This window comes from Arthrobacter sp. P4_H3 (genome assembly GCF_056400885.1).
This window is the reverse complement of record NZ_JBFUKK010000001.1, coordinates 677,113-699,995: the sequence shown is the minus strand read 5'-3', so window position 1 is coordinate 699,995 and position 22,883 is coordinate 677,113. Positions and strand designations below refer to the sequence as shown.

Here is a 22,883-nt window from a genome sequence, read left to right as displayed (position 1 = left end):
ACGCGACGCTCTGCCGGCGGCCAAGCTACGCAACGGCCTCAGGCCAGGTTACGGCCAAGGAACGAGAACACGTCCGGGAGGATGGAGCGCCAGTAGCCGCCGTCATGGCCGCCGTCCTGGAATCCGCCCTCGTGTTCACCGGGCAGGCCGCTCACGTAGTCCTTCACGCTGTAGAGCAGGTTGTCCGACGTGCCGCAGTCGATTCTCTTCGGGAGCGCCCCAAGCTCCGGGCGGAGGGCAAAGATGTCGTTGGCCGCGAAATCCTCGGCGCTGTCGAAGTTGTCCGTCCGTGCGGCGTCGTGCAGGCTCCAAACTGCCGGGCTCATGGCTGCGACCGCGCGGAGTCCGGGAATCCTGTGCTGCGAGGCGAGGAGCAGGGCGCCAAATCCGCCCATCGACAGGCCGAACACGGCGAGCCTGCCGGTGTCCAGGCCCTGGCCGGCCAGGAGCGGGATGAATTCCTCGGCAACCATGGCCTGTGCGTCCGTCCCTGTCGCGCGGCGGTGCCACCAGCTTTCGCCGCCATCCACGGCCGCGAGTGCGAACGGCGTCCCGCCGCGGGCGACGTGTTGTGACAGGACGTCGCCCGCACGGAGATCGTCAAAAACCATACGATGGTCAGCGCCTGTCCCGTGCAGGAAGACGGCAACGGGGAGGGGACCTTGATCGCTGCCGCCGCCGCGGCCCGGAACGGCTACGGACCAGTTTGTGCCCGTGTCCGGGCGGAACTTCGACGTGAAGGATCCGCTCCGCACTTCCGCGGTCGCAACCTCGAGGCCCTCGGGGACCGGGGCGCAGGCAGCCAGCACGGCGGCAGTCACGCCGCCGGCTCCGAGTTCCAGCAACCGCCGGCGTCCGAGCGTCGGAAGATCCATACGCCGATCATAGACGCGGAGGCTCCGGATACCAGAGCCGGCTCAGGCCGCCTTGACCGGCGGTTTAGCGGCAGCCGTGGCCGCCTGGTTCTCGCGGGCGAGGAATGCGGACAGTTCGCCGATGGTGCTCATCAGCGGCGCAGGGAAGACTACGGTGGAGTTCTTATCCACGGCGATTTCCACCAGGGACTGCAAATTCCGCAGCTGCAGGGCAAGAGGATGGGCCATCATGGTGTCCGAAGCGTCGCCGAGGGCGGCTGCCGCGATGGCTTCGCCTTCAGCGGCGATGATCTTCGCCCGCTTCTCCCGCTCGGCCTCAGCCTGGCGGGCCATAGCGCGCTTCATGCTGTCCGGAAGCTGGATGTCCTTCAGTTCCACCAGCACTACCTCGACGCCCCAGGCGAGGGTCAGCTGATCCAGAATTTCCCGAATATCGCTGTTAATGCGCTCGGTTTCGGACAGCGTCTGATCCAGGCTGTGGCGGCCCACCACCTTCCGCAGGGTGGTCTGGGCGATCTGGTCGATGGCCGCTGCGACATTCTCAATCGCCACGACGGATTTCACGGCGTCCACCACGCGGTAGTAGGCAACAGCGGAGATGTCGACGCTTACATTGTCCTGGGTGATGATGCCCTGCGACTGGATGGGCATGGTTATTATCCGCAGGCTGACCAGCGGAAGGCGGTCAACAACGGGAATGATGAACCGCAGTCCCGGCATCCTGACGCCAATGACCCTTCCCAGCCGGAAGAGCACGCCCTGCTCGTACTGCCGGACGATCCGGACGGACATCTTAAGGAGGATGAGCAGCAGCAGTGCGACGGCGATGGCGATGAACGTATTGGTGGGGTCCATCAGGATCCCCTCCTTCTTGCCCGGGGTGATCTTGTTCAATTGTCCCACCAAGGGATCAAAAAGCGCCCGGCATCCGCTGCGCAACCGGGCCACCGGGGTTGCCCGTAGAATAGACGGCGGATGGGTTGACCAGGCGGCCGCGCGTCACGCAAGTGGCTCGAGGAACGTCCGGGCTCCGCAGAGCAGGGTGGTGGGTAACGCCCACTCGGGGTAACCCGCAGGCCAGTGCCACAGAGAACAGACCGCCTGCCGCGGTCCGTGTCCGCACGGGCCGTGAACAGGTAAGGGTGAAACGGTGGTGTAAGAGACCACCAGCTTCCCGGGTGACCGGGAAGGCTAGGTAAACCCCACCCGGAGCAAGGCCAGACAGGGCACGTTCGAGGGCTGCTCGCCCGAGTGTCCGGGTAGGCCGCTGGAGGGCGTCGGCAACGGCGTCCGTAGATGGATGGCCGCTATTCCCGCCCCGGCAACGGTGCGGGAACACAGAACCCGGCGTATCGGTCAACCCATCCACCACTAGCCCTCAGGCGACCGGCCAGCCGGGCCGTGTGAGTGACTTCACGCTTTTCGGGGCGGTGCAGGCGGCTCTGCCGCCCTAGAATGGATAGCGAACGTAGAAGTTCTGCCGCCGGGTCTGCGTTCGCAGCCGGCGGTTTTTCTTTGCGCTTCTCGAAGGTGTCCGGGGTGGACCGAATCCCCGCTGATGCCTGTGCCCCGGAATACCTCCGGTGGCCGCCATCTGCATACGAAGACGTATGTGGTTGACCCAAGGAAGGTAGTTCTGTGAGCCAGACGTCAGATTCTTGTCTTGATACGTGGATGGGCCGTGAGGCACTTGCCGAGGCCATGATCCCGGTGATCGGCCGGCTGTACCGCGAGAACAACGTGGTGACCTCCATCCACGGCCGCAGCCTGATCAACAAGTCCACCATGAACATCCTGAAGGCGCACCGTTTCGCGCGTCGGATGAGCAAGGACGAGCTGCTCCTGGAAGAGACGGCACCGCTGCTGGATGCCCTCGCCGGGCTGGAACTTGGCGCTGCGGCAATCGATATTGCCCGCCTGAACCAGAAGTACAAGACCGAGGCCAACGGTGCGAACCTGGATGAATTCCTGCGCGCCGAACTTGCCGACATCGTCGGCAAGCGGGGCGGCGATGACCGCACCAGCACCGACGTCGTGCTCTATGGCTTCGGCCGCATCGGACGCCTGCTGGCGCGCCTCCTGATCGAAAAGGCCGGCGGCGGTCACGGCCTCCGGCTCCGCGCCATCGTGGTGCGCCGCGGTTCGGACAACGACCTCGCCAAGCGGGCCAGCCTGCTTCGGCGCGACTCCGTTCACGGTTCCTTCGAGGGCACCATCAAGCTCGACACCGAGAACAACACCATCACGGCAAACGGCGTGCAGGTCCAGGTCATCTACTCGGACAACCCCTCCACGGTGGATTACACGGCCTACGGCATCAAGGACGCGCTCGTGGTGGACAACACGGGACGCTGGCGCGACGCCGAAGGCCTGTCCCAGCACCTGCTGAGCAAGGGCGTTTCGCGTGTCCTGCTCACGGCACCGGGCAAGGGCGAGCTGAAGAACATCGTCCACGGCATCAACCACGGCACCATCCTGGAGTCGGACAAGATCGTCACGGCCGCGTCCTGCACCACCAACGCGATCACTCCGGTCCTGAAGGCCATCAACGACAAGTTCGGCGTGGTCCACGGCCACGTTGAGACGGTCCACTCCTTCACCAACGACCAGAACCTGATCGACAACTTCCACAAGGGTGACCGCCGCGGGCGCTCTGCCGCGCTGAACATGGTGATCACCGAAACTGGTGCCGCCAAGGCTGTGGCCAAGGCGCTGCCCGAACTCCTGGGCAAGCTCACCGGCAGCTCCATCCGCGTTCCCACCCCGGACGTGTCCCTGGCCATCCTGAACCTGAGCCTGGAACGCGGCACCACCAAGGACGAGGTCAACGACTACCTGCGGCAGATGTCCCTGCACTCGGACCTGCGCAAGCAGATCGATTACATCGATTCGCCCGAGGTGGTCTCCACAGACTTCGTCGGCTCCCGCCGCGCCGGAATTGTTGATGGCCTGGCCACCATCTCCAATGACAAGAACCTGGTCCTTTACGTCTGGTACGACAACGAGTTCGGCTACAGCTGCCAGGTAGTCCGCGTGATGGAGGAAATGGCAGGCGTCAACCCGCCGTCATTCCCCGTCAAGGAGCCCGCTGCCGCGCTGGCAGCGATCGCGGCGGTCTAGCGCCCGGCAGTTTCAGGTCTGCGGTTTCCGGCGGGTGCTCTGGCATCGGCCGGGAAACCGACACAGAATGGTGTCATGGAACAGGAATCGACTCTCGAACATGAAACCACACTGGAACACGCGCTCGACGTAGCGCGGACGAATCATAAGGAAGCCACCCGTCTCCTTGACCAGGCGCGCGTGGCGCATGCGGCGGGAGAGATTCCGGAAAGCAGGGTCCGGCAGCTCGCGGACCTGCTGGACATCGCCACTGAAGACCTCAAACGTGTGATCAAGGAGCAGTAACCGCTCCTCCACACTGTGGATATCGGCCAGGTTGTCAGTGCCCTGGCCTAGGCTCTTGTCGTGCATAGGAATCGTCACCGGACCCGTCAGCCATGACCATCAGCTGGACGGCGTACCGCCGTGCCCGGCGCCGCTCCCGCCAGGCCTGGGCAGTCCTGATTGTGCTGGCCGTGGGACTGGTGTCCGCTCTTGCCTGGTTTTTCACCGCCGGCCAGTTCGCCGCGGCGGAGCCGCCGGTCACCGGTCCCAGCGAGGCTCCGGTGCTGGATCCTTCGTGGATGAAAGCGGTCCCTCCGGTCCGGCCTGTGCCCGAAGGCAGTGCGGCGGCGGCACTGGAAACCCTCGCCGTGAAGGGCCGGGCCGCCAACGACAACTACGAGCGCACGGCATTCGGCCAGGCGTGGCTGGACGTGGACCGCAACGGTTGCGACACCCGCAACGACATCCTGCGGCGCGATCTTGCCGGCGCGCAGTTCACTGAGGGCTCGCGCTGCCGCGTGGCTGCCGGCCAGTTCCACGAGCCTTACACCGGGGCGGTGGTGACGTTCACCAGGGGAGCGGACAGCAGCAAAGCCGTCCAGATCGACCATGTGGTGGCGCTGGGGGATGCCTGGCAGAAGGGTGCCCAGCAGTTGACGCCGCAACAGCGCCAAAGCCTCGCCAACGATCCCCTTAACCTCGTGGCCGCGGACGGTTCGGCCAACCAGGAAAAGAGCGCGTCGGACGCCGCCGGCTGGTTGCCGAAGAACAAGGCCTTCAGATGCCACTACGTCGCGCGCCAGATCTCCGTGAAAGCCGCGTACGCCCTGTGGGTCACCCCGGCGGAAAAGGATGCCATGAAGCGCGTGCTGGCGTCGTGTCCGCAGCAGCAGACGGTCATTCCGCGATAACGGGGCGGGCCGGACGGGGCGTCCAGCGGGCCCCCGGGCGTGCAGTGCCCGCAGCGGGCTTTTGCGTGCCTTGTTTGCGTGCGGTTGGGCTCAGTGCCCGAACGGGTCGGGGTCGACGCCGGGCATCCAGGTCAGGCCGGGAACTCCCCAGCCGCTCCGCTTGGCCTGCTTCATGGCCTTCCGGGCGTAGCGGTCCATCAGCCGGTTCACATAGAGCTTGCCGTCCAGGTGGTCATACTCATGCTGGATGATCCGGGCAAACCAGTCGGTGGCTTCAAAGTCCACCGGGTTCCCGTCGCCGTCAAACCCCTGGACGCGAGCCCACTCGGCGCGTTTGAGCGGGTACTGGCCGCCGGGAAACGACAGGCAGCCCTCCACCTCCTCATCCGGGTCCGGAAGAGCGCCGGAAACCTTGGACAGCGTGAGGACGGGGTTCACCAGGACGCCCACAGGAGGGACATCGTCGTCATTGGCGAACTTGTACACAAAGATGCGCTTGCCCACGCCCACCTGGGGTGCGGCAAGCCCCACTCCGTTGGCGGCGTCATTCGTCTCGAACATGTCGGCGATGAGCGTGCGCAGTTCGTCGTCGAAGACTTCCACTTCGGCGGCCCGGCGGTGCAGAACCGGCTCGCCCCAAATGGTGATCGGCAGAACGGTCATGTCAGGTTGTTCCTTTGGTGCAGTGCGGGATCAGGTCCGGGAGCAGTCCGGCCCGCAGCGACCGGCGGGGCCTAGGACTTTTCCAGGAAACAAATAAAGGCCGCACCGGATAACCGGTGCGGCCTTTACGTAAGGGCGGAAAATCCTGCCCTTCATGAGGGTGAGCGACGGGGGTTGAACCCGCGACCTCCTGGACCACAACCAGGCGCTCTGCCAACTGAGCTACGCCCACCATGTGCCCTGCGAGACCGTCCGGCTATCCGGCTGTCTTGAAAGGCAACGTCATATAGCTTACCTGCTCCGTGGAGGTGTTTTTGCCACTTTTGTCCGTTTAGCGAAAATTTCCGCCAAACGTGGCGCAGATCACTTTTTCGAAGACTCCGCGAGGGACCCGGCAGAGGCCATGACGGACTTTGAAATGCGCTGGGCTGTGGCACTGTCCGGACCCGGAGCCGGAACAAAAACTGCCTCGCGGTAGTACCGCAGCTCATCGATGGAATCCTTGATGTCCCCGAGCGCCCGATGTCCGCCGTGCTTGGCCGGAGCCTGGAAGTAGGCGCGGGCGAACCAGCGCCGCGACAGTTCCTTGATGGTGCTCACGTCGATGACCCGGTAGTGCAGGTGCTCCACCACGGAGGGCATGTCCCGGGCAAGGAACACGCGGTCCGTGCCCACGGAGTTGCCGCCCAGTGGAGCCTTGCGGGGGTCCGGCACCCACTTCGCGATGTACTCCATGATGACGGCTTCCGCTTCGGCCATGGTTTTGCCGTGCGGGAGCTCCTCGAGCAGGCCGGAGCGTGTGTGCATGTCCCGGACGAAGTCGTTCATCTGGGCCAGCGCGGCATCGTCGGGACGGATGACGACGTCGACACCGTCGCCAAGAATGTTGAGTTCAGAGTCCGTCACCAGGGCGGCAACCTCGATGAGGGCGTCGTTCTTGGGGTCGAGGCCGGTCATCTCGCAGTCGATCCAGACAATGCGTTCGTTAGTTATAGGCACCCGCCCAGCCTACCGTTTCACTGCCGGAGAGCTGTCCGATGCTAGGATTTCGGGTACGTGGCGGTGCCTTTTTTTCACCGCTGCGGCCCCGTTTCCGCCGGCGTGCCCGGCTGCCACCGGGTGAAATATGCCCCACAACAGATTGGACGATCCTGAGATGACGGCGCCTGTACCCGCGGTGGGAAATGTGGCTGCCGGTACGTCACCGGAGCCGGCCGCGGCTGAAGTGGACAACGCCCTCTCGCCCCTCCTCTCGGGGTTCGCAGGTTCAATGTTCATGGCGATCGGCTCGCTGGGGGTTGGCTGGCTCGCCCCCGTCTCCGAACTTCGCCGCCTGCCGCTGTTCATCTGGATGCGTACCGAGGCCGTCGGAGTTGCACTGTCCATCGTGCTGCTGGCCGTGGGCGGCATGCTCTTGGTCCGTGCCTGGCTTCGCCTTGGCCAGCGGGTCCGGGTCTGGGGCGCAGGTGCCCGCAAGGCCACCCTGCAGGCAGTCGCGTTGTGGGGGCTGCCCATGATGTTCTCCGTGCCGCTCTTCAGCCGGGACGTCTACGCCTATATCGGGCAGGGCCGCCTGATGGTCGAAGGATTCAACCCTTACGAAAACGGCATCTCGGCGCTGTCCAACTATTTCCAGCTCGGTGCCGACAAGATGTGGACTGAGGCGCCGGTTCCGTACGGCCAGCTGTTCCTGTGGATTGAACAGCTCGTGGTGTGGACCACGAACGTGCACCCGGAAGCCAGCGTCATGCTGTTCCGGCTGGCGGCGCTCGTCGGCGTCGTGCTGTGTATTGTCTATGTGCCCAAACTGGCGGAGCTGCACGGCGTGAACCCGCACCGGGCACTGTGGCTGACTGCAGCCAATCCGCTGTTCCTCACCAACTTCATCGCCAGCGTCCACAACGATGCGCTGATGATCGGACTCGCGCTGGCAGGGCTCTACTACTGCGCCACCAGGCGGGTGGTGTTTGGACTGGTGCTGGTGACGCTGTCGATCTCCGTCAAACCGATCACTATCGTGTTCCTGCCGTTCATCGGGCTGCTCTGGGCCGGCAAAAGGGCGGGCTGGCCACGGAAGTTCGTGTTCTGGGGGCTTACTGCGGGCATCAGCCTGGCAATCCTGTACGGCATGAGCCTGGTGAACGGCTTCGGCTTCGGCTGGGTGAACGGCTTGTCAGCTCCCGGCAGCATCTGGATCTGGTACGCACCTGTGGGCCTGCTGGGGCTCGTGGTGGCCTCCATCTCCAACGCCTTCGGACTGGACGGCTGGGGACTGGCCAAGTGGGTTTACGACGCCGGCAAGCTGCTCGCCGTCGGTATTGTCGCCTGGCAGATCTTCCGTGGTGACCATGACCGGCTGATGCGCCGGCTCACCCTGGCGTTTGCGGCGGTGGTCCTGCTCGCCCCCATGATCCAGTCCTGGTATGTGGTGTGGCTTATCCCGCTGTTTGCCGTCACCGGCATCCGGGACGACTGGCAGGTGAAGGCCCTGTACTTCATCGTGTCCTTCTTCATGGTCTACGCCATCTCGGACCAGCTGGAAGTGTTCCCCTACCTGCAGACCGAGGACCTGGGCCTTCCCCTGGCCCTTGCCCGCAACGCCGCGGCCATCATCGCCCTGATGTTCGCGCTGTATCTGATCTTCCTGGATCCGAAAACGAAGCAGCTGTTCAGCAAGCCGGACGAGCCGGTGACCACCCGTCCGGTCATCTGACCGGAGCCTGGACCAATGCGGGCTGTTTAGTCCTCTGCGGGCAGGTTCCTGAGCGCCTCGCGGAGTGAAAGCGGGCTGAGGGCGACCCCGTGCGCCGCAGCGAACTGCCTGACCCACGCGGGATCAGTCTTGGCGTACTCGCGCAACGCCCAGCCGATGGCCTTGCGGATGAAGAACTCCCGGTCCGCCAGGTTGGCCTCGATGACCGCGGCCAGGAGCCCGGTGTCGGTGTTGGCTTTCGCCCCGAGCTGGGCGGTGATGGACGCCCTGCGGATCCAGAAATCGGGGTCTGTGCTCCACCGGAGCAGGACTGGTGTCAGCACGTCCCGGTGTGCCTGCAAGAGCCGGCCCAACCGGTCTTCGACGCCGTCCACCAGGTCCCACCATGCTCCGGTCCGGATGATTTCCTCGTACACAGGCATCATCGCCAGATCCGTCCTGACAAGCTTCGAGGCCGTCAGGTCTATCGCGGCATACCGTTCCTCCCGGTAGGTGGCTGTCCGGAAGAGTTCCAGCACAACCGACCTCAGCTCATCGCCGGATGCTAATGGCGCCGCTGCGACCTCGGCTTTGACGATCCTGCGCACCTCGGGCACCCGGACGCCCAACAGCGGTATGGCCGATTTCAGGTAGGCGTGCGCGCCAGCTGCCCGCACCGGGTCCGCGGCGGCGGTGAGCCTTGCCCGGATGGCGGCAACCAGATCACTGTGTCCCATGGAGCAACCATAGCCACAGGCGATCCGTGCGGACCCGGCGCCCGGGCCCTAGAGTGGAGGACAGAACAGCAGTCCGCCGGAGGAGACACCAATCCCGCCGGGCGGCGCGCCGGCATCCCGGAGGTATCAGCATGTCCATGATCAAGAGCCCAGACGAGATTGCGCTGATGCGCGAGGCCGGCCGGGTGGTGGCAAACACGCTGACCGCGGTGAAGGACGCGGCGGCGGTGGGTGTTTCGCTGAAGGAGCTTGATGAGCTGGCCGCCGAGTCAATATCGGCCGCTGGAGCCACGCCTGCCTTCCTGAACTACCGCCCGCGGTGGGCCTCGGTGCCGTTTCCTGGCGTCATTTGCGCGAGCGTCAACGATGCCGTGGTCCACGGCATCCCGAACGGCTACCGCCTGCAGGACGGCGACCTGCTCAGCGTGGACTGCGGCGCGTTCCTGGAGGGGTGGTGCGGAGACGCCGCCGTCAGCTTCGTCGTGGGAACGGCGGATCCGGTGGACCTGGCGCTGATTGCTGCCACCGATGCGGCCCTGGCGCGTGGCATCGAGATGGCCCGGCTCGGCAACAAAATGGGCGATCTCGCCTATGCGATCGGCGGAGCAGCGCGCCGGGCCGGCTACGGCCTGCTGGCGGATCACGGCGGGCACGGCATCGGGCGCACGATGCATGCCGAGCCCCCGGTGCCGAATGAGGGCCGTCCCGGCCGCGGCATCAAACTGACGGAGGGGCTGGTGATAGCCATTGAACCCATGCTGATCCTCGGCGGCAAGGACGACTACTACCACGACGACGACGAGTGGACGCTGCGGTCCGCCAACGGCCGCCGGGCGGCCCACAGCGAACACACAGTCGCCATCACCGCGGACGGGCCAGTGATCCTCACGCTGCCCTGACGGCGCGTTGCCAACCACGGAATCTGTTTTCCGTGGATTACAATAGTGAGCGCTAACAAAGCCTCTCCCAGCAGTAATGGAAACCACATGACCGCCACCGAGCACCAGATCAGTTTCGGCCCCTACACCGCCATCGCCACGGCCAGGGGAGGGGCGCTCCGCGAACTCCGGTACGACGGCCGCGATCTGGTGATCAGCTTCGGCGCCGACGGCGGTATCCCGGACTACCGCGGTGTTATCTGTGCTCCGTGGCCGAACCGGCTGGCTGATGGCCGCTACAGCTTCGACGGCGGGGACTTCCAAGCCTCGGTCAACGAGGTGGAGCGGGGGACCGCCCTGCACGGACTCGTGTTCGGCGCAGTTTGGGAGCTGCAGGAGCAGACCGCGTCATCCGTCCGCCTTGGCGCCCGCGTCGAGCCGGGCGAGGCGTATCCGGGGCGCCTTGACGTGTCCGTTGAATACGAGCTGCGGGCGGACGGACTGCACAGCACCGTGCGCGCCGAAAACATTGGCGCGGACGCAGCGCCCTACGGTGTCTGCCCCCACCCGTACCTCGTCGCCGGACCTGCCCCGCTCGATGAGTGGACCGTGCAGATCCCGGCCACCGAATTCATGGAGGTTTCCGACGACCGGCTGCTGCCCGAAGGCATGGCCAGCGTGCAGGGCCACGCCTTTGACTTCCGGACCGAAAGAGTCCTCGGCGCCGTGGAAATCGACCACGCCTTTACCGGCCTGGTTCCCAACGTGGACGGCCTCGCGGCCGTTCGGGCCTACGACCCCTCCGGGACCGGCGTCGAGCTGGAGTGGGATACTGCCTGGCCGTGGCTGCAGATCCATACCGCGGACAAACCCGCGGGGCCGTCCCGGCTGGGCCTCGCGGTTGAGCCAATGACGTGCCCGCCGGATGCGTTCAACAGCGGTACCGGCGTGATCCGGCTGGCCCCGGGGGAGTCCCACCAGGCCAGCTGGACCATCCGGGCGCTCAGTCGCTGACGGGCGCTCAGCCGTTGACGTAGGCCCCCGCATACCGTCGGTACCGGACGAGGACGTCCGGGGACCCGCCGTCGGGCGCCGTCACTTCCATCCGCGCCGATTCCCACTCCGGCCACCGTCCCGTAAGGACGGCCGCTGCCTGGCGCGCGGCGCCGTCGGCCACGTATTCCCCCGGCTCCGGCACCACCACGGGGAGGCCGAACACGGAGGCGGCGATCTGCTGCACCGCAGCGGACTGCGCCCCGCCGCCCACCAGGATGATCCGGGCGGCAACCACGCCCTGTGCCTGCAATGCCGCTAAGCCATCCGCGAGGGAGCAGACCACGCCTTCGATGGCGGCCCGGGCCAGGTTGGACCGCGTGTAGCTGCCCAGGGTGGCGCCGTGGAGGGAGCCAGTGGCGTGCGGCAGGTTGGGTGTGCGCTCACCTTCAAAATACGGCACGAGCGTGAGGCCGCCGGATCCGGCCGGGGCGTCCAGGGCGAGTTCGGTGAGTCCGGCGAGGGTCACGCCGAGCAGCGTGGCGGTGGCATCGAAGATCCGGGTGGCGTTCAGCGTGCAGGCCAGCGGGAGGAAGTTGCCGGTGGCATCCGCGAATCCGGCGACGAGCCCCGTGGCGTCGGCGGCAGGGGTCTCGGAGACTGCGAATACCGTCCCTGACGTCCCCAGTGACACCACAACGTCGCCGGGGCGCGCGTCGACGCCGAGAGCAGCGGCGGCGTTGTCGCCGGCTCCGGGGCCGATCAGCGCACCGGCCGGCGTCTTGCCTGCGGCCTCCAGTGAACCGGCGACGGCGGGAAGCACGGGCACGTGGCCCAGGACCTTCTCCAGGATCCCGGGGAGGTAGGCCCCCGACGCCGTGGAGAAGTAACCTGTGCCGGATGCGTCGGACCTGTCCGTCCGGAGCAGCTGAAGAGACGAGGGGCCCGTTCCCGGACCGTGGCCTGCCAGCCGCCAGCTCAGCCAGTCGTGCGGGAGGCAGACGGCCGCTACGCGGCGCGCATTGTCCGGTTCCTCCCGGGCCAGCCAGCGAAGTTTGGTGATTGTGAGGGATGCGACGGGGACCGTACCGGTCGCGGCTGCCCAGAAGGCGGCACCGGCCTCGGCGTCGCCATCGCCGGCGTCGGCGATGAGCTGCCCGGCGTCGACGGCGGAGCGTGTGTCGTTCCACAGCAGTGCCGGTCGGACCACCGCGCCGGAGGAATCCAGGCACACCATGCCGTGCTGCTGGCCGCCGACGGAAACGGCGGCGACGTCGTCCAGGCCGCCCGCCTGGGCGATGGCATCCTGGAGGGCGGTCCACCAGTGGTCGGGGTGTACCTCGCTGCCTTCGGGGTGGGCCGCACGCCCTTGGCGGACCAGCGCGCCGGTGCCGGCGTCGCGGATCACCACTTTGCATGACTGTGTGGAGCTGTCGATTCCTGCGACCAGCGGCATGGCGGTTCTTTCTGCAAGGTCTGCCGCCGGACCCGGAAGTCCGGATCCGGCGGCAGCGGTATTTGGTGGTTGAAAAAAGCGGGCCTAGCGGGCGCCGAGCAGGTGCTCGATGGCCAGCTGGTTGAGGCGGACAAAGGCGAACGAACGCTGGGCGGCCGCGTCGGCGTCGAACTCCGCGAAAGCGGACGTGTCAGCGAGCAGGTCCGCGGCGCTCTCACCGGCGGAAAGCGTGGGCTCCCCGAGTTCGAAGACACCGGATGTGGTCAGGGCTTCCTGGACGTCGGGGTCGGCGCGGAAGGCGAGGGCGCGTTCCTTGAGCAGCAGGTACATTGACATGTTGGATTTCGCGGATTCCCAGACGCCGTCGTAGCCGTCGGTGCGGGAGGGCTTGTAGTCGAAGTGCCGCGGTCCGTCGTACGTGGGGCCGCCGTTGGGGAACCCGTTTTCGAGCAGGTCCACCGTGAAAAACGCGCTGGTCAGGTCACCGTGGCCGAAGACGAGGTCCTGGTCGTACTTGATGCCGCGCTGGCCGTTGAGGTCGATGTGGAACAGCTTGCCTGCCCAGAGAGCCTGGGCGATGCCGTGGGTGAAGTTCAGTCCGGCCATCTGCTCATGGCCGGTTTCCGGGTTAAGGCCCACGATGTCGCCGTGTTCCAACTGGGCGATGAATGCCAGCCCGTGTCCCACGGTGGGCAGGAAGATATCGCCTCGGGGCTCGTTGGGCTTGGGCTCCAGGGCTATCCGGAGGCCGTAGCCCTTGTCCTTGATGTAGGCCGCGGCCGTGTCCACGCCCTCCTTCATGCGGTCCAGCGCGGCCGAGAGGTCCTTCGAGCCGTCATATTCGCTGCCTTCGCGGCCGCCCCACATCACGAAGGTTTCGGCTCCCAGCTCGGCTGCGAGGTCGATGTTCTGCAGGACCTTGCTGAGCGCGAACCGGCGGACGGAACGGTCGTTGGAGGTGAAGCCGCCGTCCTTGAAGACCGGGTGGCTGAACAGGTTGGTGGTGACCATGGGGGTCTTCAGGCCGGTCTCGGCCAGGGCTGCCTTGAAGTTTTTCAGGATCAGCTCGCGCTCGGAGGACGTGGCATCGAACGGGACCAGGTCGTTGTCGTGGAAGGTGATGCCGTAGGCGCCGAGTTCGCTGAGCTTGTGGACGGCCTCGACCGGGTCCAGGGCCGGGCGCGTGGCGACGCCGAACGGATCGGCGCCGGTCCAGCCGACGGTCCAAAGGCCAAAGGTGAAACGGTCTGCGGGGGTGGGCTGAAGAGTCATGAAGCGTCCTTGGTTCAGAGATGGTGTGCGGGGAGTGGTTGAGCGGTACCGGCCACCGCGGGGACGGCTGGCAATCAATTAGTTTTCAATCTGAACTATATGCATCATGATTGACTAAGGTCAATGATGAAGGCGGCGGAAATGTCACTGGAAAAAAATGCCGACGGCGGTGCGGGCCGTCCTGCGCCCGGCCGCGTCGAGGATGTCCGGCGCGGAAACCTGGTGCGGGTCCTGGCTTCCCTGGCGCAGGCGCGCACCGAGCCGGCCCCGCACCCCACCCGCGCTGACCTCGCGTCCCGGACCGGATTGACCAAGGCGTCCGTGTCAAGCCTCGTGGCCGAGCTCGTGGACGCCGGTTTGGTGGCGGAATCCGGCGCCACCCGGGACGGCGAACGCGGCCGCCCGGGAGTGGGCCTGGAGCTGAGCACCCGCCGCGGCGTGGTGGGCATGGAAATCAATGTGGACTATATTTCCGCCGGGCTCCTGGACCTCGGCGGGAACCTGCGGATCCTGCGGACACTGGAACGCGGCAACCGCGGCCAGCCACCTGAATCCGTCATGGCCCTGCTGGCCGGGCTTGTCAGCGACGTTGCCGCTGAAGCGTCTGCGGCCGGAATCGTGATTCTTGGCGGCGGGCTGGCTGTTCCAGGACTCGTGGACTCGGCGTCGGGGACCGTTGCCAGCGCCCCCAACCTGCATTGGCGCGCGGTAGCCCTGCAGCTTGACCGGTTACTTCCCGACGCACCGTACGGCACAGTCCTGCACAACGAAGCGAACTGCGCTGCGTTGGGTGAACTCTGGTACGGGCACGGACTGGATTTCCAGGACTACCTTTTCGTCTCCGGCGAGGTGGGTGTCGGTGGCGGCCTGGTGATCGGCTCCGAACTGTTCGCGGGGCCCCACGGCCAGGCCGGCGAGGTGGGCCACATGGTGGTGGAACCGTCCGGCCCCGACTGTTCGTGCGGCGGCCACGGCTGCCTGGAGACCTTCGCCGGGCAGGAAGCCATCTTCTCCGAGGCCGGCATTCCGGCAGGCACCGCGTCCGTGCGGCTCGCGAGGCTCGGCGAACAACTTGCGTCCGGGGACGCGGCCGCCATCTCAGCGGTGGCCCGGGCCGGCCGCTACCTGGGGATTGCCGCGGCGTCCACGGCGCGGATGATGAACCTGTCCGCCGTGGTGCTCGGCGGCCACTTCACCCAGATGGGACCGTGGATTGCTCCAGCTGTGGTCCAGAGCCTGGCCCACTTCGCGCCCGGCGTCGTCAGCCCCGCCAGGGTGGCGGTCTCCGAGCTCGGCCAGTCCGCGGCCCTGCTCGGCGCGGCCGGGAGCTCCCTGCGCGCTGTCCTGGCCGCCCCGTTCAGCCTGACACCGGCAGGATAGCTTTCAGGCCGGGCTGGTGTTCGGGACTGCCCGGGTTCAGGATGGGGCGACGAGCCGGACCACCGCCCGGCCCGGCACCGCATCGCTGACCACCTCGAAGCCTGCGGCCAGGAACAGCTTCAGGGTTCCGTGGTAGAGGTCGGCGGGACCCGCTTTCGGCCGCTGCTCAGGAACGACGGGGTAGCCTTCCACAATGCCGGCGCCGTGGGCAAGGGCGTGGCCGACGGCGGCCTGAAGCAGCGCCGCAGCGACACCGCTGCGGCGGTGGCCCGGTGCGACGACGAAGCAGCTCACCGACCAGACGGGCAACCACAGGTCCGTCCCCGGGGTGGCTGGACGCGGCCGGCCCGGCCACCTTCAGGACCTGCGAACGCAGGATCCGCGGGTAGCAGCCGCGCGGTTCGACCGCGCACCAGCCCACCGGACGGCCGTCCCTGAAGGCGAGGACCCCGGGTGCCGGTGTGCCGGCGTCGAACTTTTCCCGCAGCTGGTTCTTGCGGTCCCCGGGGCCGGAGCCATTCCATTCCGCCCCGGTCAGGGCGAAGAACCTGCACCAACAGCGCGACGGCTCGCCGCAGCCGGTTGTTCTCAGGCGCCGGCTCTCCCGCGCTTTAGCGGGCGACGCGCCAGCCGTGCCCGGCAAGCCAGGTGGCACACAGCTCCGTCCACCGCTCCACGCCGGAGACGCCGGCCGCCAGACCCAGCCCGTGCCGTCCATGCGGAAAGACATGCAGTTCGGCAGGCACGGCAGCGTGGCGCAGTGCCAGGGCATACCGCAGGCTGTGCCCGACGTCCACGGCACCGTCGTCAAAGGTATGCCAGATGAAGGACGGGGGAGTGTCGCCGGTGGCAGTAAGCTCCGCCGACAGCCGTGCCAGCAGTTCGTTTGACGGGGAGGCGCCGAGCAGGTTGTTGATGCTTCCCTGGTGGACTGCCGCTGTGAAGGACAGTACGGGGTAGCACAGGATGGACAGGTCGGGACGCGAGCCCGGCACGTCGAGCGAAGCGTCGCCGCAGGGGACTCCGGCAGCCAGGGTGGCAGCAAGGTGACCGCCGGCTGAGAACCCGAGGACACCCACCCGAGAGCCGTCCACGGCGAGTCCGTGGCCTCCGCTCCGGATCCAGGCGAGCGCGGCCTTGGCGTCCTGCAGGGGCGCCGGGTGGCGGTGCGGAGCCACCCGGTAGCGCAGCACGAACGCGTGGATGCCCAGTGAGGCCAGCCATTCGGCCACCGGCTCGGCCTCGTGGTCGGCGTGGCGTTCGTAGCCTCCGCCGGGAAGGATCAGCATTGCCGGCGATTCCCGGAGCGGTTCCCCGCCAGCCGGGAGGACGCTGAGGCCCGCCGGCATCGTGGGGCTGCCCGTCAGGGCGTCCACTCGGTGCTCCGCCTGAGCGTCACCTGTCCCGTCACGGCGGGACCGCCGTCGTCCCCGTCGGGACCTTCAGGGCCCGAAGTGCTCAGCGTGGCCAGGCGGCCGATTTCCTCGAGCGGAAGGCGGACTGTAGAGAGTCCGGGGCGGAAGTCCCGGAGAGTTTCGATGTCGTCGAACCCGGCGATCAGGGCGTCGCGGGGGATTCTGAACCCCTGGGAGCGAAGCCCCGCCGTGGCACCGATGGCCATGACATCGTTCGCAGCAAAAATGCACAGTCCTGGCTTTTCGCCCTCTTTCGACGCTCCGGATGCCCGGGCGTCCTGGATCCGACGAGCCAGCTCGAGTCCCGCCTCGTAGCCGCCGGCGCGGTTGAAGGATGCACGAAGCACGTCGGCGGCGGGACGGCCGGCCGCCGCAAGGCCGGACTGGAAACCGCGGATCCGGTCGTCGGAGGTGATCAGCCCCTCCGGGCCGCCGATGATGACGAACTCGCCTGAATGGCTGGCAGCAAGCTTTCCGGCGAGTTCCGCGGCCAGCGCCTCGTTCGGTACTTCCACCAGGTGGTATCCGTCCAGCGCGCCGGCGCCGACGATTGCCTGCCCCACGACGCCGACGTGGCCGCCGTTGCGGCAGTAGCGGTCCAGTTCGGCGGCGAGGTCAGCGTTGCCCTTGTCGTCCTCCGGCCGGCGGGACCGTGAGCCGGCAATGACAATGGCGTCTGCCCGCCTGGCCGCGAAAGCGGCCACGGCGTCTTTCTCATCCGCCGGGGTTCCGCCCGTGGTGGCCAGCAGCACCATCTTGTGCTGCTCGCGGGCCACGTCCTGCACGCCCCGGGCGATCGCGGAGAAGTACGGATCCGCGATGTCGTGCACAATGAGGCCCACAAGGCCCGAGCTGGATTTTGCCAGCGCCTGCGCCTGGGCATTGGGGATGTAGCCGAGGGTTTCCGCGGCCTGGCGCACCCGCTCGGACACGCCCGGGCCCGGCTTGCGGGCGGAACCGTTGAGGACGCGTGATGCAGTGGCCGGCGAAACCCCGGCCAGTCGTGCCACCTCGGTGAGGGTACTTGCAGCCACCGGTATCTCCTGTTCAGCCAACGTGCGCGTACTGGCCATTATGGCAGTTTGACCGAGTTTCGGGAAAGCGCTTGCCATGTGGCGCGGAAGGATGCATCATAAATGCAGTGGGAATGCGCTTTCCCAATGACACGCACTGAGCTACGAACTGTGGAGGACACATGGGCTTCGAAACAAAGACGATCCGTATCGCCATGAACGGCATCACCGGCCGGATGGGCTACCGCCAGCACCTGCTGCGCTCCATCCTCCCCATCCGCGACGCCGGCGGCTTCACCCTCGAGGACGGCACCAAGGTCCAGGTCGAGCCCATCCTGGTGGGACGCAACGAAGCCAAAATCCGTGAACTCGCCGAACTCCACAAGGTGGCGGAGTGGACCACGGACCTCGACTCCGTGATCAACGACCCCACCGTCGACATCATCTTCGACGCCTCCATGACCAGCCTCCGGGCCGCAACACTGAAGAAAGCCATGCTGGCAGGCAAGCACATCTTCACCGAGAAGCCCACGGCTGAAACCCTCGAAGAGGCCATCGAACTGGCCCGCATCGGGAAGGAAGCCGGCGTGACCGCCGGCGTTGTGCACGACAAGCTGTACCTCCCGGGCCTGGTCAAGCTACGCCGCCTGGTTGACGAGGGCTTCTTCGGCCGCGTCCTGTCCATCCGCGGCGAATTCGGCTACTGGGTGTTCGAGGGCGACGTGCAGGCGGCACAGCGCCCGTCCTGGAACTACCGCAAGGAAGACGGCGGCGGCATGACCACGGACATGTTCTGCCACTGGAACTACGTCCTCGAAGGCATCATCGGCAAGGTCAAGAGCGTCAACGCCAAGACCGCCACCCACATCCCGGCCCGCTGGGACGAGGCCGGCAAGGAATACAAGGCCACCGCCGATGACGCCTCCTACGGCATCTTCGAACTCGAAACGCCGGCGGGCGAGCCGGTCATCGGCCAGATCAACTCCTCCTGGGCCGTCCGCGTCTACCGCGACGAACTGGTCGAATTCCAGATCGACGGCACGCACGGCTCCGCCGTCGCCGGCCTGAACAAGTGCGTTGCCCAGCAGCGCGCCCACACTCCCAAGCCGGTCTGGAACCCGGACCTGCCCGTCACGGAATCCTTCCGCGGCCAGTGGCAGGAAGTGCCCGCCAACGCGGAGCTGGACAACGGTTTCAAGCTGCAGTGGGAGGAATTCCTCCGCGACGTCGTAGCCGGCCGTGAACACCGCTTCGGCCTGCTCTCCGCCGCCCGCGGCGTGCAGCTCGCCGAGCTCGGACTCCAGTCCAACGACGAACGCCGCACCATCGACATCCCGGAGATCACGCTCTAATGACATCGCTGATCCTTCCCACCCATGACGGCGGAACCCGCGAATACCGGCTCCAGGCCGCCCCCGCCTGGTCCCGGCCCTCGGCCCCCATCACCTCGCGTCACGCCTACGCCGCCGCCCACGTCATTCCGGAAGTCACTGCCGACAACACTCCGGGCGCCCCTGCGCGCCTCGACTGGGACGCCACCATGGCCTACCGGCACGAGCTCTGGTCCTACGGCCTCGGCGTGGCGGATGCCATGGACACCGCCCAGCGCGGCATGGGCCTGGACTGGGCTGCCACCCAGCAGCTGATCAAGCGCACCGGCATGGAGGCCGCATCGGTGGTCTCCTCCGGCAACGCCGCCACGGCCGGCAAGTCCGTCCGTGACCTGGTGTCCTGCGGCGCCGGCACCGACCAGCTTGATCCGGCCATGCTGCCCGCAGGCGCCGCCGGCATCCAGGCCGTACTCGATGCTTACCGCGAGCAGGTCGACGTCGTCTCCGAGGCCGGTCCCAAAGTCATCCTGATGGCCTCACGCGCCCTGGCGAAGGTGGCCAGCGGGCCGGACGACTACCTGCACGTCTACTCGACGCTGCTGCAGGAAGCCGAGCAGCCCGTCATCCTGCACTGGCTCGGGACCATGTTCGATCCCGCCCTGGCCGGCTACTGGGGCTCCGACGACGTCGCCACGGCCACTGACACGTTTCTGTCCCTGATCCGCGAGCACGCGGACAAGGTGGACGGCGTCAAGGTCTCGCTCCTTGATGCCAGCCACGAAGTGGCACTGCGGGCGGCACTCCCCGAAGGCGTCCGGCTGTACACCGGCGACGACTTCAACTACCCGGAACTGATCGACGGCGACGGCACGCACCACTCGGACGCCCTGCTGGGCATCTTCGCCGCCATCTATCCGGCAGCATCGGCAGCGCTGCAAAACTACGACGCCGGCGACCCCGCCAAAGCGCGGGCCATCCTGGACTCCACCCGGGAACTGGGCAAGCACATCTTCAGCGCGCCCACGTTCTACTACAAGACCGGGATCGCCTTCATGTCCTGGCTCAACGGCAAACAGCCAGGCTTCCAAATGGTGGGCGGACTGCACTCAGGCCGGTCCGTGGTGCACCTGGCGAAGACCTTCGAACTGGCCGACCAGGCGGGACTGCTGAAGGACCCGGCACTGGCCGCGTTCCGGATGTCCGACTACCTGCGCATCAACGGAGTGGGAGTATGACATCCAATTCGGGGCCGTCCCCTTTTTCACGGCTTTCCCTCAACAGCGCCACCACCAAGAAATGGACCCTGGCCGAGGCCGTCGACGGCTGCGCCCGCGCGGGCATCCCCGCCATCGGCCCGTGGCGTGACCGTGTGCACGAAGCCGGCCTCGACAAGGCCGCCAAACTCATCAGGGACGCCGGCCTGCGGGTGTCCTCGCTCTGCCGCGGCGGGTTCCTGACCGCAGCCGACGCCGAGGGGCAGGCGGCGGCGCTCGCTGACAACCGCGCCGCCATCCTGGAAGCCGTGGCGCTGGACACCCGGGAACTGTTCCTGGTGGTCGGCGGGCTCGCCCCGGGGGAGAAGGACGTGGTGGCTGCCCGCCGGCGCGTCGCCGACCGCCTCGCGGACCTGGTTCCGTTCGCCGCCGAGAACGGCGTCCGGCTGGTGCTGGAGCCGCTGCACCCGATGTACGCCGCCGACCGCGCCCTGATCTCCACCCTCGGCCAGGCCCTGGACCTGGCGGCACCGTACGATGCGAAGGCCGTCGGCGTCGCCGTCGACACCTTCCACGTGTGGTGGGACCCGGAGCTGCAGGCCCAGATCGAACGGGCCGGCCGGGAGAACCGCATCGCCTCGTACCAGGTCTGCGATTTCAACCTGCCCATCGCGGCCGACGCACTGCTGTCCCGGGGCATGATGGGCGACGGCGTCATCGACTTCGCGACCATCGGCACCTGGGTCCGCGATGCCGGCTACACCGGCGACATCGAAGTGGAAATTTTCAATCAGGAAATCTGGGACGCCGACGGCGACAGCGTCCTGGCGACCATGAAGGAGCGGTACGCGGGACTCGTCCTGCCGTACGTCTGACCGGTCCCGCCGCGCCCCTGCGTCGGCGTGATTCCTGACCAGACCGCGGGCCCCTGTTACGTCACGGCCGGGGCCTGCGCCACACCTGACGGCCCGGTACCGCATTGCGGTGCCGGGCCGTTGCCATTGGTGCACTCGTTTTGATGCCAGCGCATTTGTCCCTTAACACCGTCCACCACCGCGCGTATCCTGAGGCCCAGGAGGAACAGCGATGAACGATCAGATCAAGGACGCGGAAGCGTCCATCCTCGTGGAAGCACCGCGCAGCCGGGTGTGGAAGGCACTCACCGATCCGGAAATTGTCAAACAGTATTTCCTTGGCACGAATGTGACCACCACCTGGCGGGAAGGCGACCCGGTGACCTTCGCCGGTGAGTGGAAAGGCAAGAGCTACGAAGACAAAGGCATCGTGCTGGAAAACCGGCACCAGGAGCTGCTCCGCATGACCCACTACAGCCCGCTGACGGGATTGCCGGACCTGCCGGAGAACTATCACACGGTGGAATACCGGCTGGACGAGAAGCCGGAAGGTACCCAGGTCACCATCAGGCAAGGTAACAACACAAGCGATTCCGAGGTGGAGGAGTCTGCAAAGCTCTGGGAAATGGTGCTGGGAAACCTGAAGGAACTGTTGGAGCGCTGACTGTCCCGGGTCTTCCGGAGCGGTTTGCCGCCGGAGATGCGGGCCCTCGACAAGCTCCTGGAACGGGTTTAGCTTGGCCTCATGACTGAGATTCCAGACGAAAACGGTACCGCTCGCGGCGACGACGGAATGTCCCGGCCCGTGGACGAGGCCGCGCGGGACTCCGTGGCCGGCGACCTGGCCGCAACAATTGACCCCGATATCGCCGGGATGGATGACACTCCCGAAGGGCACCCGGGCGGTGACGAACGCGGGTGACACGGCCAGCCGGCACGGTGGCCGCCGCGTTCCTGGCGCGCGCCTACCGGACGCGCTGTGCCAGGACCTTCCTCCGATGGGCCGCCGCGCGAAGCTGAATAATCCTGGCTGCGCCCGCAACCGCCACCAGGATGCCGCCGCCCACCGCGGCGATGAACAGCGCAATGCCCAGTGGCACAGCCCCTTCCAGCCCGAAGTATCTGACTTGCACATAATCCTGGTTCTGCAGGATGAAGACGATGAGCAGAACCATCACCGCCAATGCGGTGGCGACGGCCGCCCAGACCATGCCGGCCCGTGTCACACGCCGGTCCTCCGGTGCATGCGGCGGGGGCTGCGCAGGCGTTGTGCCGGGCGGAATCGGGCGCTCTGCGTTGCCGGGTTGAACCTGCCCTGATGTCGGGGCCGTCTCGTTCGGATCGTAGTCGGGCGATTGCTGAGTCATTCGGTCCATCCTCTTCGAGGTGATCCGCCGTGGCGGCGGATTGTGGCGCCGACGCCACATCGATGAGTCGACGCCACACTCAAATCATAAGCATGCTTAGCGTTAAAGCCATGGAGGAATGCGTTGTTCCGTTTCCCGCGGGTCAGTTAACACTGTCCTCCGACGGCGGCTGCGTGGAAAGACGGAAGCGGCTCCCCTCTGCGTTGGCGCAGGCGGGAGCCGCTTCCTTTGGTGCCCCAGGAGGGAATCGAACCCCCGACCGGCGGATTAGAAGGCCGCTGCTCTATCCCCTGAGCTACTGGGGCACGTTGGCACCTCCGGACCATTCCGGCGGCGCCTAGAAAAGTTTACAGTGCCGCGCGGCTTCGGCCAGTCAGCCCGCTGGCGGCGTTTTGACCTGGCCGCAACATCCGTGATTCACGCGGAGTTATGCACATACGCAAGATAG

Annotated in this window: 23 protein-coding genes, 2 tRNA genes and 1 other RNA gene; 13 read left to right on the top strand and 13 right to left on the bottom strand. The window is 66.7% G+C overall.

Annotated elements, in window-relative coordinates; translation table 11 throughout:
• Positions 1-38: 38 nt before the first annotated feature.
• The gene (locus AC1DRE_RS03240) at positions 39-875 is read right to left on the bottom strand and encodes an alpha/beta hydrolase (protein ID WP_476983296.1); all 837 of its coding nucleotides are present in this window, start codon (positions 873-875) and stop codon (positions 39-41) included.
• A gap of 42 nt (positions 876-917) precedes the next feature.
• Positions 918-1,730, bottom strand: coding sequence for an SPFH domain-containing protein (locus AC1DRE_RS03235; protein ID WP_476983338.1), 813 nt, complete (start codon positions 1,728-1,730; stop codon positions 918-920).
• Positions 1,731-1,851: 121 nt separating this feature from the next.
• On the opposite strand from AC1DRE_RS03235, the gene rnpB reads away from it, so the two are divergent.
• The 4 genes from rnpB (at position 1,852) to AC1DRE_RS03215 (ending at position 5,170) form a co-directional block, all read left to right on the top strand.
• An RNA gene (rnpB, locus tag AC1DRE_RS03230) (RNase P RNA component class A) lies at positions 1,852-2,243 on the top strand.
• 270 nt (positions 2,244-2,513) lie between these two features.
• The gene (locus AC1DRE_RS03225) at positions 2,514-3,995 is read left to right on the top strand and encodes a glyceraldehyde-3-phosphate dehydrogenase (protein ID WP_476983295.1); all 1,482 of its coding nucleotides are present in this window, start codon (positions 2,514-2,516) and stop codon (positions 3,993-3,995) included.
• A 75-nt stretch (positions 3,996-4,070) separates the two neighbouring features.
• Entirely contained in the window at positions 4,071-4,280 is a 210-nt protein-coding gene (locus tag AC1DRE_RS03220) for a hypothetical protein (RefSeq protein ID WP_476983294.1), read from the top strand.
• A gap of 92 nt (positions 4,281-4,372) precedes the next feature.
• Positions 4,373-5,170 (top strand): HNH endonuclease family protein, encoded by a 798-nt coding sequence (locus tag AC1DRE_RS03215; RefSeq protein ID WP_476983293.1) that lies wholly within the window; start codon positions 4,373-4,375, stop codon positions 5,168-5,170.
• Positions 5,171-5,260: 90 nt separating this feature from the next.
• Here AC1DRE_RS03215 and def read toward each other — a convergent pair whose 3' ends face one another.
• From def to orn, 3 genes are all read right to left on the bottom strand, one after another.
• On the bottom strand, positions 5,261-5,833 hold the full coding sequence (gene def / locus AC1DRE_RS03210) for a peptide deformylase (protein ID WP_364127015.1): 573 nt from the start codon (positions 5,831-5,833) through the stop codon (positions 5,261-5,263).
• Between the two features lie 159 nt (positions 5,834-5,992).
• A tRNA-His gene (locus AC1DRE_RS03205) sits at positions 5,993-6,065 on the bottom strand.
• A gap of 131 nt (positions 6,066-6,196) precedes the next feature.
• A complete protein-coding gene (gene orn / locus AC1DRE_RS03200) occupies positions 6,197-6,832 on the bottom strand; it encodes an oligoribonuclease (RefSeq protein WP_476983292.1) in 636 nt (211 codons plus the stop codon).
• Between the two features lie 157 nt (positions 6,833-6,989).
• Here orn and mptB point away from each other — a divergent pair, with 157 nt between their 5' ends.
• Complete coding sequence (gene mptB / locus AC1DRE_RS03195) at positions 6,990-8,546, top strand: polyprenol phosphomannose-dependent alpha 1,6 mannosyltransferase MptB (protein ID WP_476983291.1); 1,557 nt, start codon at positions 6,990-6,992, stop codon at positions 8,544-8,546.
• A gap of 26 nt (positions 8,547-8,572) precedes the next feature.
• Here the strand turns inward: mptB and AC1DRE_RS03190 are convergent, their stop codons facing one another.
• The gene (locus AC1DRE_RS03190) at positions 8,573-9,262 is read right to left on the bottom strand and encodes a DNA alkylation repair protein (protein WP_476983290.1); all 690 of its coding nucleotides are present in this window, start codon (positions 9,260-9,262) and stop codon (positions 8,573-8,575) included.
• Between the two features lie 131 nt (positions 9,263-9,393).
• Between AC1DRE_RS03190 and map the strand changes: the two genes are divergently transcribed.
• Positions 9,394-10,161, top strand: coding sequence for a type I methionyl aminopeptidase (map, locus tag AC1DRE_RS03185; protein ID WP_476983289.1), 768 nt, complete (start codon positions 9,394-9,396; stop codon positions 10,159-10,161).
• Positions 10,162-10,248: 87 nt separating this feature from the next.
• Complete coding sequence (locus AC1DRE_RS03180; protein WP_476983288.1) at positions 10,249-11,154, top strand: aldose 1-epimerase family protein; 906 nt, start codon at positions 10,249-10,251, stop codon at positions 11,152-11,154.
• Positions 11,155-11,161: 7 nt separating this feature from the next.
• On the opposite strand, the gene xylB is transcribed toward AC1DRE_RS03180, so the two are convergent.
• Both xylB and xylA read right to left on the bottom strand, forming a co-directional pair.
• A complete protein-coding gene (gene xylB / locus AC1DRE_RS03175) occupies positions 11,162-12,589 on the bottom strand; it encodes a xylulokinase (RefSeq protein ID WP_476983287.1) in 1,428 nt (475 codons plus the stop codon).
• Between the two features lie 84 nt (positions 12,590-12,673).
• Positions 12,674-13,861: a xylose isomerase gene (gene xylA / locus AC1DRE_RS03170; protein WP_476983286.1), complete on the bottom strand. Its 1,188-nt coding sequence runs from the start codon at positions 13,859-13,861 to the stop codon at positions 12,674-12,676.
• A 141-nt stretch (positions 13,862-14,002) separates the two neighbouring features.
• On the opposite strand from xylA, the gene AC1DRE_RS03165 reads away from it, so the two are divergent.
• Complete coding sequence (locus AC1DRE_RS03165) at positions 14,003-15,241, top strand: ROK family transcriptional regulator (protein ID WP_476983285.1); 1,239 nt, start codon at positions 14,003-14,005, stop codon at positions 15,239-15,241.
• Between the two features lie 36 nt (positions 15,242-15,277).
• Here the strand turns inward: AC1DRE_RS03165 and AC1DRE_RS03160 are convergent, their stop codons facing one another.
• The 3 genes from AC1DRE_RS03160 to AC1DRE_RS03150 form a co-directional block, all read right to left on the bottom strand.
• A complete protein-coding gene (locus tag AC1DRE_RS03160; RefSeq protein ID WP_476983284.1) occupies positions 15,278-15,550 on the bottom strand; it encodes a GNAT family N-acetyltransferase in 273 nt (90 codons plus the stop codon).
• A gap of 302 nt (positions 15,551-15,852) precedes the next feature.
• A complete protein-coding gene (locus AC1DRE_RS03155; RefSeq protein WP_476983337.1) occupies positions 15,853-16,590 on the bottom strand; it encodes an alpha/beta hydrolase in 738 nt (245 codons plus the stop codon).
• A 14-nt stretch (positions 16,591-16,604) separates the two neighbouring features.
• Positions 16,605-17,690: a LacI family DNA-binding transcriptional regulator gene (locus AC1DRE_RS03150; RefSeq protein ID WP_476983283.1), complete on the bottom strand. Its 1,086-nt coding sequence runs from the start codon at positions 17,688-17,690 to the stop codon at positions 16,605-16,607.
• A gap of 161 nt (positions 17,691-17,851) precedes the next feature.
• Between AC1DRE_RS03150 and AC1DRE_RS03145 the strand changes: the two genes are divergently transcribed.
• The 5 genes from AC1DRE_RS03145 to AC1DRE_RS03125 all read left to right on the top strand — a co-directional run bounded on the left by AC1DRE_RS03145 (position 17,852) and on the right by AC1DRE_RS03125 (position 21,990).
• Positions 17,852-19,021, top strand: coding sequence for a Gfo/Idh/MocA family protein (locus tag AC1DRE_RS03145; RefSeq protein ID WP_476983282.1), 1,170 nt, complete (start codon positions 17,852-17,854; stop codon positions 19,019-19,021).
• A complete protein-coding gene (locus tag AC1DRE_RS03140; RefSeq protein WP_476983281.1) occupies positions 19,021-20,235 on the top strand; it encodes a dihydrodipicolinate synthase family protein in 1,215 nt (404 codons plus the stop codon). Before AC1DRE_RS03145 ends, AC1DRE_RS03140 begins: the two co-directional genes overlap by 1 nt.
• A complete protein-coding gene (locus tag AC1DRE_RS03135) occupies positions 20,232-21,089 on the top strand; it encodes a sugar phosphate isomerase/epimerase family protein (RefSeq protein WP_476983280.1) in 858 nt (285 codons plus the stop codon). The genes AC1DRE_RS03140 and AC1DRE_RS03135 overlap by 4 nt, the downstream gene beginning before the upstream one ends.
• A 211-nt stretch (positions 21,090-21,300) precedes the next feature.
• Positions 21,301-21,732: an SRPBCC family protein gene (locus AC1DRE_RS03130; RefSeq protein WP_476983279.1), complete on the top strand. Its 432-nt coding sequence runs from the start codon at positions 21,301-21,303 to the stop codon at positions 21,730-21,732.
• 81 nt (positions 21,733-21,813) lie between these two features.
• The gene (locus tag AC1DRE_RS03125) at positions 21,814-21,990 is read left to right on the top strand and encodes a hypothetical protein (RefSeq protein ID WP_181038806.1); all 177 of its coding nucleotides are present in this window, start codon (positions 21,814-21,816) and stop codon (positions 21,988-21,990) included.
• 43 nt (positions 21,991-22,033) lie between these two features.
• Here the strand turns inward: AC1DRE_RS03125 and AC1DRE_RS03120 are convergent, their stop codons facing one another.
• Together AC1DRE_RS03120 and AC1DRE_RS03115 are read right to left on the bottom strand one after the other, a co-directional pair.
• Complete coding sequence (locus AC1DRE_RS03120; RefSeq protein WP_476983278.1) at positions 22,034-22,435, bottom strand: LapA family protein; 402 nt, start codon at positions 22,433-22,435, stop codon at positions 22,034-22,036.
• Between the two features lie 229 nt (positions 22,436-22,664).
• A tRNA-Arg gene (locus tag AC1DRE_RS03115) sits at positions 22,665-22,740 on the bottom strand.
• Between the last annotated feature and the right edge of the window lie 143 nt (positions 22,741-22,883).